This window comes from Mesorhizobium sp. M9A.F.Ca.ET.002.03.1.2 (assembly GCF_003952365.1).
Lineage (GTDB): Bacteria > Pseudomonadota > Alphaproteobacteria > Rhizobiales > Rhizobiaceae > Mesorhizobium.
This window is the reverse complement of record NZ_CP034443.1, coordinates 3,311,705-3,325,926: the sequence shown is the minus strand read 5'-3', so window position 1 is coordinate 3,325,926 and position 14,222 is coordinate 3,311,705. Positions and strand designations below refer to the sequence as shown.

The following is a 14,222-nucleotide window of genomic DNA, read 5'->3' as shown; positions in this document are numbered from 1 at the left end:
ATCGCGGCTCTGTAGCAGCACTTCGATTTTGGCGTATGATGCCCGGCGAAAACCGATTCCGGTTCTCGCCGTAGTGCTCTAGGCGCCGTAGCCGATGATGCCCTTGACCTCCAGGAAATCATGGATCGCCCAGTCGGCATACTCGCGGCCGTTGCCCGATTGCTTGTAGCCGCCGAACGGCGCGAACGTGTCCCACTCCGGATAGTTGATCGACACCTGCCCGGCGCGCAGACGCCCTGCCACGGTGCGAGCGTGCTCGATATCCTTCGACTGCACATAGGCGGCGAGACCATAGACGGTATCGTTGGCGATCTTCACGGCATCGTCGTCATCGTTATAGGAGATGACCGAAAGCACCGGCCCGAAGATCTCCTCCTTTTCGATGGTCATGCCGGGCGTGACATGACCGAAGACGGTCGGCCTGACATAATAGCCGCGATTGAGGTGTTCCGGCCGGCCAGGCCCACCGGTGACCAGCGTCGCGCCCTCGGCGATGCCCGTCTCGATCAGCCGCTGGATCTTGTCGAACTGGATGTTGCTGACCACCGGCCCGAGCTTGGTCTCTTCCGAGCGCGGGTCGCCGACCTTGTGCGCCTCGGCCGCCTTCTTGGCGATCGTCAGCGCCTCGTCGTGACGGGCGGCCGGCACCAGCATCCGCGTCGGCGCGTCGCAGGACTGGCCGCTGTTGCCGAAACAGGCGTTGACGCCTTGGCGCACGGCTTCCTCGAAGTCGGCGTCGGGCAGCACGATGTTGGCCGACTTGCCGCCGAGTTCCTGCGCCACGCGCTTGACCGTCTCGGCCGCCGTCTTGGCGACGATGATGCCGGCCCGGGTCGAACCGGTGAACGAGACCATGTCGACATCGGGATGGCCGGCCATGATCTGTCCGACATCCGGGCCGGTGCCGTTGACCATGTTGTAGACCCCCTTCGGCGTGCCGGCCGCTTCCATCACTTCCGAAAAGACGATGCCGCTGATCGGCGCGATCTCGGAGGGCTTCAGCACGACCGTGCAGCCGGCGGCGATCGCCGGCGCCACCTTGCAGACGATCTGGTTGAGCGGCCAGTTCCACGGCGTGATCAGCGCGCAGACGCCGATCGGTTCCTTGACCACCATGGTGGTGCCGCGCTTCTCGCTGAATTCGTAATCCTCCAGCGCCTTGATGGTGGCTTCCATATGCGCCCTGCCCGCCCAGGCCTGCGCCTCGCGCGCCCAGGTGATCGGCGCGCCCATCTCCTGGCTGACAGCCTGCGCGATGTCCTCGTAGCGCTCGTTATAGACCTCGAGGATGCGCTTCAGCAGCTTCAGGCGCTCGGCCTTGCTGGTTTGCGAAAAGGCCGGAAAGGCCGCCTTGGCCGCCGCCACGGCGCGATCGACGTCGGCCTTCGAACCGACGGAGATCTTCGTGTAGGCCTCTTCGGTGGATGGGTCGATCACGTCCAGCGCTGCCGGCACCACGGGCGCTACCCATTTTCCGTCGATGAAGAAGTTGAGATGATTGCTCATGGGTAGTGTTCCGGTTTCTGGAAAAGATGAGGATCAGATTAGCTGGGTAGCATAGGGCAGTTAGCGCCACGGCGTAGGCTGATATGCGCCACGTCGCCGACGCTGAATTGAAAACCTTCAGCCCGGCGCGGCGCATCGATCACCACCGGTATCCCCTGCCCCAATTCGGCGTGCAGGCGCAAGGTGCGGCCATGAAAGACGATGCTGCTCACCCGCACCGGCGCGGTGCCGGCCGCTCCTTCGGTCGTCGCCAAAAGATGGGCGTCCGACATGCGAAATGCAGCGGAGGGGCTCGACCGCGAGGAACGGGCGAGGAACGGGATAGACCTTTGGCGGGAATTTGTTGAAAGTGCCGCCGCCGCCGGCCAGGCTTTTGACGAGCCATGGGTCCGGCAGCGACGACCGTCGCAGCAGAACAGACAGCAGAGGACCGCAAGCCATGACGAACACCACTCTCCTGCCCGACGAGGGCCTCTTCATCGGCCGCGCCAGGACAACCGATGCGCTCTATCCGCAAGTGGTCACGGTGCGCGACGGAACGGTGTTCGACATCACGTCGAGCATGGCACCAACGGTGCGCGACGTCTGCGAGATGCCGGACCCGGCAGGCTACGTCCACGCCGCCGGGGGCCAACCGATTGGATCGCTTGACGCGATCGCCACCAACAGTTTCCAGGCCGCACGCGATCCGCAAAAACCATACCTGCTTTCTCCAGTCGACCTGCAGGCGGTCAAGGCGTCGGGCGTCACCTTCGTCGTCAGCCTGCTCGAACGGGTCATCGAGGAGCAGGCGCGTGGCTCGGCGGAGAAGGCGGACGCCATTCGCGCCGACATTGCCGGGCTGATCGGCCACGATCTGTCCAAGCTCAGGCCCGGCTCGCCGGAGGCGATGGAGATCAAGGCGAAGCTCATCCAGCGCGGCGCCTGGTCGCAATATCTGGAAGTGGGCATCGGCCCCGACGCCGAGATCTTCACCAAATGCCAACCGCTGGCATCGGTTGGCTTCGGCGCCGATGTCGGCCTGCATCCGGTTTCAACCTGGAACAATCCGGAGCCGGAGATCGCCATGATCGCCGCCAGCAGCGGCAGGATCGTCGGCGCGACGCTCGGCAACGACGTCAATCTTCGCGATGTCGAAGGGCGCTCGGCGCTGTTGCTCGGCAAGGCCAAGGACAACAATGCCTCGGCGGCGCTCGGCCCGTTGATCCGGCTGTTCGACGACAGCTTTTCCATCGATGACGTGAAGCAGGCCATCGTGCGCCTGAAGGTCGAGGGCGAGGACGGTTTCTCGCTGGAGGGCGCCAGTTCGATGGCCGAGATCAGCCGCTCGCCGGAAGAGCTGGTCGCCGCCGCCATGGGGCCGCACCACCAGTACCCAGACGGGCTGGCGCTCTACCTCGGCACCATGTTCGTGCCATCGAAGGATCGCGGGGAAAAGGGCAAGGGCTTCACGCACAAGGTCGGCGACATCGTCACCATCTCGTCGGAGAAATTCGGCGCTCTGGTCAACCGGGTGCGGCTGTCGCCCGACTGTCCCCACTGGACCTACGGCGCCAGCCATCTGATGCGCGATCTCGCCAAGGCCGATCTTATCTAGCATCCGGGAGGATCCATTGATCGTCACGCTTGAGGGCAAGACCCTCGTCGTTTCCGGTGGAACGCAAGGTCTCGGTGAGACCATCGCCCGGTTGGCCTTTGCCAGCGGTGTCGAGGGGATCGCCATCGTCGGCCGCAACGCGGAGCGCGGCGCCCGCGTGGCCGGCGCGCTTTCGCAGCCCGGCCGGCCGGCCGTCTTCATCCAGGCTGACCTTGCCGAGCCCGCCGCGCCTGCTGCCATCATGGCGCAGGCGATCGAAAGGCTCGGCCGTGTCGATTGCCTGGTTAACGCCGCCGCCCTCACCGACCGCGCCTCGCTGGAGACAGGCACGCTCGATGACTGGGACAGGCTGTTCTCAGTCAATGCGCGGGCACCCTTCTTCCTCATGCAGGCAGCCGTGGCCGACATGAAGGCGCGGCAAGCACCGGGTGCCATCGTCAACATCCTGTCGGTCAACGCGCATTGCGGCGCACCGGACCTTGCCATCTATTCCGCCACCAAGGGCGCGCTTGCGACCCTGACCAGGAACATCGCCAACGCACATCTTGCCGACCGCATCCGCGTCAACGGCATCAATATGGGCTGGGTTGCGACACCTACCGAACAGCAGATGCAGGCGCGCATACTGGGCAAGGGCGAAGACTGGGAAAAGGCCGCCGCGGCCGTCCTGCCGCTTGGTCGTCTGCTGACCATGGGCGAGGTCGCGCAGCTGTCGCTGTTTGTGCTCAGCGACGCTTCAGGGCTGATGACCGGGACGCTGATCGATATGGAACAGGCTGTGCTCGGCGCACCGCCGCGCGGAATCGACTGACAATTGTCCGGTCGGTTTGACTGGAAAATATCACCCAAACTGATGCGATCTGATGGGATTGCTGATGGCGCCTCGGGTTGCGCCAACTACCACTGGCAAATGGAGGCTTGCCATCGATCGAAAAAGCGGATGCTCTGGTCCGTCCAGATCGGCGCTGGCAAGAAATACTATCGGGGTTTGCCGTGATCGTCGTCGGAGGTGGAGGAGTTTTTCAAATGGGAGGAAATCAAATGCTGACAAGGCTACGACTATTTGCGTTCGGCCTGATCGTGGCGCTGGCCATTCCGGCGGCGGCACAGGCCAAGACCTTCTACTGGATTTCGCATGGCGGCCCGGCCGATCCAGTCTGGACCTACTTCCTCGCCGGCGCCAAGCAATGGGCGACGGACACCGGCAACACCGTCAACACCTCGTTCCACAATGGCGACGTGGCGTCCCAGCAGGAGGCTGTCCGCGCGGCCATCGCCGCAAAGGCCGACGGCATCACCACCACCAGCCCCGACCCGGGCAGCCTTATTGAGATCGTCAAGGAGGCACGGGCGGCAAACATCCCGATCATCAACTTCAACACGCCCGACCCGAAGGCGGATTTCAACGCCTATGTCGGCGGCGACAACGTCACCTTCGGCAAGAACTGGGCGCAATATCTGGTCGACAAGGGGCTGGTGAAGAAAGGCGATTTCGTCTGGATGCCGGTCGAAATCCCGGGCGCCACCTATGGTGTCCAGGAAGAAGAAGGCATCAAGAGCGTCTTCGAGCCGCTCGGCATCACCTATGAAATCACCGAAGCGACGCTCGACCAGGCCGAAGCGATCAACCGCATGGTCGACTACCTCACCGCCAACAGGGCCAAGGTCAAGGCGATCATCGGCCTCGGCGATCTGGTGACCGGCTCGATCAAGCGGGTGTTCGATCAGGCCGGCATCGCAGCGGGCGAAATCCCGGTCGTCGGCTGGGGCAACTCGCTCGACACCACCCAGGAAGTGCTGACCGGCTACGTCAATGCCGGGCAGTGGCAGGATCCGCAGGCGACCAGCTATATAGCGCTTTCGCTCGCCAATATGGCCGCCAGCGGCATTCCGCCCGGCTTCGACGTGATCACCGGCGCGCTCTACGAAAAGGACACCGCGCAGGTCTACGACGACATCCTGTCCGGCAAATAAAACCGCGATCGGGATGATTGCGGCGGCACTGCCGCAGCGATCATCCCCATCATTCCCGCCGAGCCTCGAAACCCGCTTGATGCGGGCGCCGGTTCTGGCCAGTTCCATCCTATCGCGGGGTCAACGTGGAAAATCCCTCCATCATCCAACGCTCGATCGCGAGGCCGGAATTCGGGCCCTTCGTGCTGCTTGTCGCCGAGCTCGCCGTGTTCTGGGGATTAAACCACGACTTCCTGTCGCCGCAGAACATCAGCAACATATTGGCCTTCACGGTCGAGCTCGGCCTGATTGCGCTGGCGATGACGCTGTTGATGACATCGGGCGAATTCGACCTCTCGGTCGGATCGCTGTTCGGTTTCTCGCCGGTCTTGATGTGGACCCTGTTCAACAGCGGCCTCACCTCGCTGGAAGCCGGCTTCGTCCTGGCCTTGCTGGTTGCCGCCTTCATCGGGCTGGTCAATGGCTGGTTCGTGACGCAGCTCAAGATCCCGTCCTTCCTGGTGACGCTCGGCATGCTGCTGGTGGTGCGCGGCACCGCTCTGTTCGTCACCAACGGATTTCCGCAGCGGACCTGGAGCGCCGAAGGCAGCTGGCTCGCCGAGGCGCTGGTCGGCGATTTCTTCATCGGGCCGTTCCGCATCTACATGTCGCTGTTCTGGTTCATCGCAGCCGCAATCGCGCTCGGCTACGTTCTGACGCAAAGCCGAACCGGCAACTGGATCCAGGCGGCCGGCGGCAACCCCAGCGCGGCAAGGGCGCGAGGCGTCAACGTCAGCGGCGTCAAGATCGGCCTGTTCATCCTGTCGTCGATCATGGCTTCGCTGGCCGGCATCATCAGTTCGCTGCGCACCTCGGCGGCCAACCCCAACAGCGGCACCGGCTACGAGCTCGAAGTCATCGCCATGGTGGTGATCGGCGGCACGGCGCTGACCGGCGGTCGCGGCACCATCATCGGTACCGTGCTCGGCATCCTGATCCTGCGCGTGATGCGCAACGGCATCGTGCTGATCGGCGTGCCCGGCCTTGCCTACAACATCTTCATCGGCGCGATCATCCTTGGCATGATGGCGCTTCACTCCTGGCTGGAACGCCGGCATCAGGCGGGGACTTGAATCATGGCCGAACCGCTTGTCCGCATGAAAAACATCCGCAAGTCCTACGGGCGCGTGCAAGCGCTCGTGGACACCAATTTCCATGTCAATGAAAGGGAGATCGTCGGTCTGCTCGGCGACAATGGCGCCGGCAAATCGACGCTGATCAAGGTGCTGTCGGGTGCGGTTCCGCTGACCAGCGGCGACATCTTCATCCGCGGTAAGAAGGTGGACTTCCGCAGCACCAGCGACGCCATAGCCCACGGCATCGAGACGATCTACCAGGACTCGGCACTGGTCACGCAATTGTCGATCGCGCGTAACCTGTTCCTCGGGCGCGAGCCGATCAAGCCGCCGCGTTTCCTCAACCGGATGGACCAGGAGGCGATGAACGTCGTCGCCCGCGATCTGCTCAAGCAGGTCGGCATCTCGAAGAACATTCCGCCGACCACGCCGATCGGCTCGCTCTCGGGCGGCGAGCGGCAGGCCGTGGCGATCGCGCGCGCCATGCATTTCGACAGCGACCTCATCATCCTCGACGAGCCGACCAACAATCTCGGCGTCGCCGAGACGCAGGGCGTGCTGAGCTTCGTGCGCAGCGCCCGCGATTCTGGCCATTCCTGCATCTTCATCGCCCACAACATCCACCACGTCTTCCAGGTGGTCGACCGCATCGTCGTCATGCGCCGCGGCAAGGTGGTGGCCGACGACATCGACCCGAAGAACACCAGCGTCGCCGAGGTCGAACGGATCATCACCGGCATGTCCGACGAGGAGATCCACGCGGCCGTCGTCCAGGGCAAGCAATCGCAGGGCTGAGCAGGCCCGGCGCAAGCCGGTTGGCCGCATGTCTGGCGCAGGATCACATCAGCTCCTATGACTGTGACAATGAAAGCCACCGTTGCGGACATCGCCAGAAGCTGCGGGCTGTCGACCGCGACGGTCGACCGGGTGCTGAACAACCGGCCGGGCGCAAGTGCTGCCAACCGGCAGCGGGTGATGGAGGCGGCCAAGCAGCTCGGCTATTTGCCGGTCGTGGATCAGGTCACGCTGCCGTCGCGGCCGGCGCATCTCGAGTTCTTCCTGCCGATCGGCTCCAACGCCTTCATGATGGACCTGGCAAATCATATCGAGGATTATGCGGCGCGCCTGCCGCTCGTCGCCTCCTGCCGGATCCACAAGCTCTCCGGCATCGCACCGGGCGCGTTGCAGGCGGCCGTCGAAAACCTCTCGCTCAAGGCAAACGGCGTCGGCGTCATCGCGGTCGATCACCCAAGAACGCGCAACATCCTGCGCGAGATCGTCGAGGCCGGAATCCGCCTGGTCACGCTGGTGTCGGACGTTCCGGGCGCGCCACGATCGGCCTATGTCGGCATCGACAACCGCGTGGCCGGCCGCACAGCGGCCCTTTTGATGGGGCGTTTCCTGGGCGGGCGCCCGGGCCATCTGGCAATGGTGGTGGGCTCACGCACCTACCGCGGGCACGAGGAACGCGAAATGGGCTTTCGCTCCGTGCTCAGCGAAGAGTTCCCCAACCTGACCGTCACCAGTGCCGTCGAGATCAACGACGAGCCTGATATCAGCTATACGGCAACGATGAATGCGCTGCACAACGAGCCGGAGCTGCTCGGCATCTATTGCGTCGGCGCCGGACGCTCCGGCGTGGCGAAAGCGTTGCTGGAAGCCAAGCCGCAAAGGAAGCCGGTGTTCATCTGCCACGACCTGACAAGGGCGACGCGCGGCTATCTCGTCGACGACCTGCTCGATGTCGTCATCGACCAGAATGCGCGGCTGATCGCCGAGCAGTCGGTCATTCGCCTGCTCGGCTCGATCGCATCGTCGGCGCCCTATTTGACTCGGAAATTCATCGAACCGCGCCTGATCTTCAAGGAAAATGTCCCGGTGCATTGAATCTGCACCCAAGGCAGAGATCTTCCTGCAAGGCGAGACCATAACTTTCACGGGCGACGCGGCAAATCTGCACATCAGCTATGCATCTTTCGCAGTTGCCGAATCATTGGGCAACCCGTAATTACGGGGGTGTCGGCCATCTACTCCTCCCAGATGCGATGCCGACGCTGAATGCGGTGCACCTCCTCCCGCGCCGCGTTCGAAAATCAAGCCCGCTGCCACCTCCTCCCGGCAGCGGGCTTTTTTTCCAGCCGCCGGCCAAAGGGCAACGACCGCCCGCAGTCTCCTTCAGGGCAAACCTTCGCGATTGGCCGAAGTCTCCCCGACTTCGTCATGGTAGCCTGCGGCCAATCGCAAATGTAGAAAATTAGCGGCCTGATACCGGCTGGCAGTACGCTGCTCAGTCTCTTTCAAGCTCGGTCAAAGAATCAATCCTCCGTGCAGAGGACCTATCTGCTAGCGCCCCTGAAGGACACGATCAGGCCTTCCGCCATGCGAACGAACTGCGCGCTTGGCCCTTCCGCGCCAACGCTCTGCATGCTGACGCGCGCACCCTCCAGCAGGAGGGACAACGTGTCGGCAAGAAGTTCAGCCTGCCCGACGCCGGCGTCACGGCACAGAGCCACAAGACGGTCGCGCTGAGCCTCCTTAAGTTCCTTGATGACGCGACGGGCCGGATGATCGGTCTCGCTCAATTCGATGGCGGCATTGGCCATGTCGCAGCCGCGACTGTCAGCCCTGAGCATATCGGCAGCCTTGCGAACCCAGGCGTGCAGTTGCGCGAGCTTGTCGCTGGGGTACTCAGCCTCAAATGCATCCCACATTGCGCCGGCCTTGCATGCGGTCGCCCGCAGGCACTCGATAACCAGATCGTCCTTGGACTCGAAATGGCGGTAGAGTGTCATCTTGTTGGTGCCGGCGGCCTCGGTGATCGCGTCGACGCCGACGCCCTTGATGCCATGTTTGTGAAACATGTCCTGCGCCGTCTCCAGGATTCGATCCCGGGGCCGGACGCGTTCCGAAGTGCCGTCTGCCATCGCAGTCTCCTTGTCTCCCTAAAAATTCGGTCCACCTCTTGACTAGGGTGTTACCGGTCTGTAACTTCCAGAATGTTACTTACTGGTAACACCTATATCGCCTCCCGTCAACGATTGGCATCGCCGTCAGGCCTGCCGGAGCGGAATGGGCGAGAAAATTGCAGGTCATGCGGCTTCGGCCGGTGAGAACGACAAAAAACGGTTCGCGATCATTCGATGCGAATCGCAAGCCAGGAGCCGCTCCGATGTCGCAGCGCAAGGATTTGACGATCGATGAAGTTGTGAGGGATCCGATGATCCGGATGCTGATGAAGGCCGACCGCGTCGACCCGGGTTCCTTCGAGACGATGCTGCGTAGCCTGGCGGATGCGCAAGCTCGCGGCCGCAAGGCGCAGCCTCGATTCCTGGAAGACCCGGGTCAAATGCGCAGCCGGCGGCTGTCCAGGGTGGCCAAGGCGTTCGGGGCGGCGAGAGCATTGGGCGAGGGGTATGTGTCATGGTGAATTTCTTCATCCACCGACCGATCTTCGCATCGTCGATCGCCATCATCATGGTGCTTGCCGGGGCGATCTGCTATTTCCTGCTGCCTGTCTCGCAATTTCCCGACATCACGCCGCCTCAGGTCGTGGTCAGCGCCCATTACCCGGGCGCCAGCGCGCAGGTCGTCGCCGACACCGTCACGACGCCACTCGAACAGCAGATCAACGGCGTTGAAGGCATGACCTATATGTCGTCGTCGAGTTCCAATGACGGCTCGTCGACGATCACCATCACTTTCGAGGTCGGCTACTCCCTGAGCACGGCCGCCGTCGACGTCCAGAACCGCGTGTCGCAGGCGGCGTCCTCGCTGCCGGCCATCGTCAACCAGGGCGGTGTGACGATCAAGAAGCAGAATCCGAATTTCGTCCTGATCGTCAACCTCACCTCGCCCGACGGCTCCGTCGATCCGGTCGCGCTCAGCAACCTCGCCTACCTGCAGGTCGTGGACCCGCTGAAGCGCCTGCCCGGCGTCGGCGACGTGCAGATATTCGGCGAGCGGCGCTATTCGATGCGCGTATGGCTCGATCCCGACAAGCTCGCCAATCTCGGCATCACCGCCGTCGACGTCCAGAACGCCATCGCCGAGCAGAATGTCCAGGTCGCGGCCGGCAAGATCGGACAGTCGCCGGCGCCGGCCGGCACCGCTTTCGAGATGCAGGTCAATGCGGTCGGCCGACTGAGCGACCCCAAGGAATTCGGCGATATCGTCGTGCGCGCCGACGCCGCGAACGGTTCGCTGGTGCGGTTGCGCGACGTTGCGCGCATCGAACTCGGCGCCCTGCAATATTCGTCGTCGGCCTTCTTCGGCGAAGACCCGACCGTGGTGCTGGCGGTCTACCAGATGCCGGGTTCCAACGCGCTCGATCTGCAGCAGCGCGTCAAGGACAAGATGCAGGAACTGTCGGCCCGCTTCCCGAAGGGCGTCAGCTATGCCATGCATTACGATACGACCCGTTTCGTTTCGGCATCGATGCACGACGTGCTGGTCACGCTCGGCGAGGCGCTGGTCCTGGTCGTCGCGGTGGTGTTCATCTTCCTGCAGAGCTGGCGCACCACGATCATCCCGACGATCGCGATCCCGGTGTCGCTGGTGGCCACGCTCGTCGTCATGTACATGTTCGGCTTCTCGCTGAACATGCTCAGCCTGCTCGGCATGGTGCTGGCGATCGGCCTCGTCGTCGACGATGCGATCGTCGTCGTCGAAAATGTCGAGCGCCAGCTGGAGGCCGGCCTCAAACCGCTGCCCGCCACCCGCGCGGCGATGGCCGAGGTCACCGGCCCGATCATCGCCACGACCGCCGTGCTGATGGCCGTTTTCGTGCCGGTCGCCTTCATACCCGGCGTTTCCGGCAGGCTCTACAACCAGTTTGCCCTGACGGTCGCGATCTCCTTCGGCATCTCCGCCTTCGTCTCGCTGACGCTCACCCCGGCGCTCAGCGCCGCCTTCCTGCGCCATCGCCCGGCAACGCAGTTCGTGTTGTTCCGCTGGTTCAACACGGGCTTCGAACGGCTGTCGCATGCCTATGCCAATGGTGTGCGCATCCTCATCCGCCTGCGCTGGATCATGCTCGGGCTGTTCGCGGCCGGACTTGTCGCGACCTATTTCGTCTGGCAGCGCCTGCCCTCGACCTTCCTTCCGGTCGAGGATCAGGGCTACTTCTTCGTGGTCATCCAGTTGCCGGATGGAGCGTCGCTGGAACGCACCGACGCGGTGGCCCGAAAGGCACGCGACATCCTGCAGAACACGCCCGGCGTCGATATCGTCGGCTCGATCAGCGGATTGAACTTCCTCACCAGTGCCGCCCAGTCGAACTCGGCGGTGGAATTCGCCATCCTGAAGCCATGGGACGAACGCGGCCCCGACCAGAGCGCCTCGAAGCTCGTCGCCGACGTGCGCTCGAAGCTTATGGAACTTCCCGAAGCCTTCGCGCTGAGCTTCGATCCGCCTTCGATCCCGGGCATCGGCACGACCGGCGGCTTCGAATTCCAGGTTGAGGATCTGACCGGGCGCGGCAGTGTCGCGCTCAACGACGCGACGCAGGCCGTGCTTGCCGAAGCGCGCAAGCAGCCCGAGCTCAACCCGCAGCAATTGTTCTCGTCATTCTCGACCTCGACGCCGCAGTTCAACTACGATCTCGACCGCAACAAGGCGAAGCTGCTCGGCCTCAGCCTGCCCGACGTGTTCAACACGCTGCAGATCTATCTCGGCTCGCTCTATGTGAACGACTTCAACCTGTTTGGCCGCACCTTCCGGGTGACGATGCAGGCCGACAAGGATGCGCGCGCGGGTGCTGCCGACATTTCGCGGCTCTATGTGCGCAATGCCTCCGGCGGCATGGTGCCGTTGAGCACGCTCGGCAAGCTGGTGCCTATCGTCGGTCCCGAAACCGTCCCGCATTACAACAACAATGCGTCGGCCCTGATCAATGGCGGTGCCGCACCCGGCTTCTCCTCGGGCCAGGCGGTCGCGGCGATGGAACGTGCCGCGGCCACCGCACTGCCGAAGGATTTCGGCTACGAATGGACCGGGATAACCTATCAGGAGCTCAAGGCTGGATCGATCGCCTCGATCGTGTTCGGCCTCGCCATGGTCTTCGTCTTCCTGATCCTTGCCGCCCAATATGAGAGCTGGGCCATGCCCTTCATGGTTCTGCTCGCGGTGCCGCTTGCCCTGTTCGGTGCCTTTGTCGCCTTGTTGACGCGCGGCATGCAGATCGACGTCTATTCGCAGATCGGCTTCGTCATGCTGATCGGGCTGGCGGCGAAGAACGCCATTCTGATCGTGGAGTTTGCCCGGCGCCGGCGCGAGGAAGGCCTCAGCATCGTCGAGGCCGCAATGGAGGCGGCGCGCCTGCGGCTGCGGCCCATCCTGATGACCGCCTTCGCGTTCATCCTCGGCGTGGTGCCGCTGATGTTGTCCACAGGTGCTGGTGCAGCGAGCCGCCAGTCGATCGGCACCACCGTCTTTGGCGGCATGGTCGCGGCGACGATCCTGTCGCTGGTGTTCGTGCCGATCTTCTATGCCGTCATCGAACAACTGCGCGAGCGCGGCAGCAAGAGCGAGCCCGTTGCCGAACCAACTGAACCCGTTGCCGAACCCGCTTTCGAGCGATTGGCCGAAGCGGCCGAATAGGACTGGAGAAATTGATCATGCGTAAATGGAAAATCGCGTTGGGAGCGGCTGTTGCCGTCGGGGCGATCTCGATGGCCAGCGTTCACTTGCTCGACATGGGCAATTTCGGCCTCAATGCCGGCACGGCAGGGGCGGCGACGCCCGAACCCGCGGCGTTTGTCATGCCGGTGCCGGTGGTGAGCGTCGTCAAGAAGACGATCCCGATCTATCTCGATTATGCCGCCCGCACCGAGCCGATCCGCAGCATCACGCTGCAGGCGCGCGTACCGGGTTACCTGCAGGAGCAGGTCGCGCCCGACGGCAGCGATGTCCAAAAAGGCGACCTTCTCTATAAGATCGCTCCGGAGGACTTCCACGCTGCCCTCGACCAGGCGAAGGCTCAGGTCCAGCGCGACGAAGCAACGCTCGACTATGCGCGTTCCAGCCTTGGCCGCGGCACCGAGCTCGCCAAGAGCGGATACATCGCCAAGGATGCGTTCGACCAGCGCACCAGCACCTTGCGCGAGGCCCAGGCCTCACTCGCCGTGAACCAGGCGGCTGTACGGACCGCCGAGCTCAATCTGAGCTATTCGGAAATCAAGGCGCCGTTCGCCGGGCGCGTCGGCCGCAACCAAGCCTCGGTCGGAACGCTGGTCAGCGTCGCCGGCACGGTGCTCAATACGCTGGTGCAGCTCGACCCGATCTACGTCACCTTCAATCCGAGCGAAACGGATCTGGCGCAGATCGAGGAAGCCCGCGCGACGGGGCCTATCGATGTCGACGTCCTGCTTCCCGGCGAGACGGAACCGCGCCAGAGAGGTCAGCTCACCTTCATCGACAACACGGTCGATCATTCAACCGGGACCATCACGGCACGGGCGACGATCGGCAACGCGAAGTTCACGCTGCTGCCGGGCCAATATGTTCGCGTGAGGCTGCACATCAAGCAGCAGCCCGATGCGCTGATGGTGCCGCAGACGGCGTTGGGATCGAGCCAACTCGGCAAGTACGTCTACGTCGTCGGAAAAGGCAACACCGTCGACCAGCGCATCGTTTCGCTCGGGCCGACCAATGGCGATCTGGTGGCCATCTCGAGCGGCGTATCGGAAGGCGACAAGGTGATCACCGGCAATCTGCAGAAGATCGGCCCGGGAATGCCGGTCTCGCCGCTGCCACAAGAGAAACCGGCAAGCTGATAACCCCCATCAGACCCGGTCCTGCGGCGCCCTCGGCTCCCACGCCAAGGGCGCCGTTTTGCTGAGCAGCGCGACGAGCCCGGCAATGTCGGCACGCTCCGCCCTAACTGGCAGCATGAAGGCGCAATAGGGCTGGCCAAGACGTCGGAGGGCGCTACAGGGTTATAAGATTCCTATTTCTTACGGCTCACGCACGAATGGAATTTTTATGCGTGCTGCCCCACATTTGCGTCATGCGGCGGCGGCTTGCGCCAGCGA

General features: G+C 63.4%; 12 protein-coding genes. 9 read left to right on the top strand and 3 right to left on the bottom strand.

Annotated features, from left to right (window positions below; all coding sequences use genetic code 11):
- Window positions 1-78: 78 nt before the first annotated feature.
- A complete protein-coding gene (locus tag EJ066_RS15960; protein ID WP_126039485.1) occupies window positions 79-1,506 on the bottom strand; it encodes an aldehyde dehydrogenase family protein in 1,428 nt (475 codons plus the stop codon).
- Between the two features lie 38 nt (window positions 1,507-1,544).
- Window positions 1,545-1,778, bottom strand: coding sequence for a TOBE domain-containing protein (locus EJ066_RS15955; protein ID WP_245454900.1), 234 nt, complete (start codon window positions 1,776-1,778; stop codon window positions 1,545-1,547).
- A 167-nt stretch (window positions 1,779-1,945) separates the two neighbouring features.
- Here EJ066_RS15955 and EJ066_RS15950 point away from each other — a divergent pair, with 167 nt between their 5' ends.
- The 6 genes from EJ066_RS15950 to EJ066_RS15925 all read left to right on the top strand — a co-directional run bounded on the left by EJ066_RS15950 (window position 1,946) and on the right by EJ066_RS15925 (window position 8,079).
- Window positions 1,946-3,103 carry a fumarylacetoacetate hydrolase family protein gene (locus EJ066_RS15950; RefSeq protein WP_126039481.1) on the top strand — a complete coding sequence of 386 codons (1,158 nt, stop codon included), beginning with the start codon at window positions 1,946-1,948 and terminating at the stop codon, window positions 3,101-3,103.
- Window positions 3,104-3,119: 16 nt separating this feature from the next.
- On the top strand, window positions 3,120-3,914 hold the full coding sequence (locus EJ066_RS15945; protein ID WP_126039479.1) for an SDR family oxidoreductase: 795 nt from the start codon (window positions 3,120-3,122) through the stop codon (window positions 3,912-3,914).
- 230 nt (window positions 3,915-4,144) lie between these two features.
- Complete coding sequence (locus tag EJ066_RS15940; RefSeq protein WP_126039476.1) at window positions 4,145-5,077, top strand: substrate-binding domain-containing protein; 933 nt, start codon at window positions 4,145-4,147, stop codon at window positions 5,075-5,077.
- A gap of 125 nt (window positions 5,078-5,202) precedes the next feature.
- Window positions 5,203-6,189, top strand: a complete 987-nt coding sequence (locus EJ066_RS15935) for an ABC transporter permease (protein WP_126039473.1) — start codon at window positions 5,203-5,205, stop codon at window positions 6,187-6,189.
- 3 nt (window positions 6,190-6,192) lie between these two features.
- On the top strand, window positions 6,193-6,987 hold the full coding sequence (locus EJ066_RS15930; protein WP_126039470.1) for an ATP-binding cassette domain-containing protein: 795 nt from the start codon (window positions 6,193-6,195) through the stop codon (window positions 6,985-6,987).
- 69 nt (window positions 6,988-7,056) lie between these two features.
- A complete protein-coding gene (locus EJ066_RS15925; RefSeq protein ID WP_126039467.1) occupies window positions 7,057-8,079 on the top strand; it encodes a LacI family DNA-binding transcriptional regulator in 1,023 nt (340 codons plus the stop codon).
- Window positions 8,080-8,528: 449 nt separating this feature from the next.
- Here the strand turns inward: EJ066_RS15925 and EJ066_RS15920 are convergent, their stop codons facing one another.
- A complete protein-coding gene (locus EJ066_RS15920; RefSeq protein WP_126039464.1) occupies window positions 8,529-9,116 on the bottom strand; it encodes a TetR/AcrR family transcriptional regulator in 588 nt (195 codons plus the stop codon).
- 245 nt (window positions 9,117-9,361) lie between these two features.
- Here EJ066_RS15920 and EJ066_RS15915 point away from each other — a divergent pair, with 245 nt between their 5' ends.
- From EJ066_RS15915 to EJ066_RS15905, 3 genes are read left to right on the top strand one after another with little or no spacing between them, the layout of a single operon-like run.
- Window positions 9,362-9,619 (top strand): hypothetical protein, encoded by a 258-nt coding sequence (locus tag EJ066_RS15915; protein ID WP_126039462.1) that lies wholly within the window; start codon window positions 9,362-9,364, stop codon window positions 9,617-9,619.
- On the top strand, window positions 9,613-12,789 hold the full coding sequence (locus EJ066_RS15910; RefSeq protein ID WP_126039459.1) for a multidrug efflux RND transporter permease subunit: 3,177 nt from the start codon (window positions 9,613-9,615) through the stop codon (window positions 12,787-12,789). The genes EJ066_RS15915 and EJ066_RS15910 overlap by 7 nt, the downstream gene beginning before the upstream one ends.
- 17 nt (window positions 12,790-12,806) lie before the next feature.
- Window positions 12,807-13,964: an efflux RND transporter periplasmic adaptor subunit gene (locus EJ066_RS15905; RefSeq protein WP_126039456.1), complete on the top strand. Its 1,158-nt coding sequence runs from the start codon at window positions 12,807-12,809 to the stop codon at window positions 13,962-13,964.
- The last annotated feature ends 258 nt before the right edge of the window (window positions 13,965-14,222 follow it).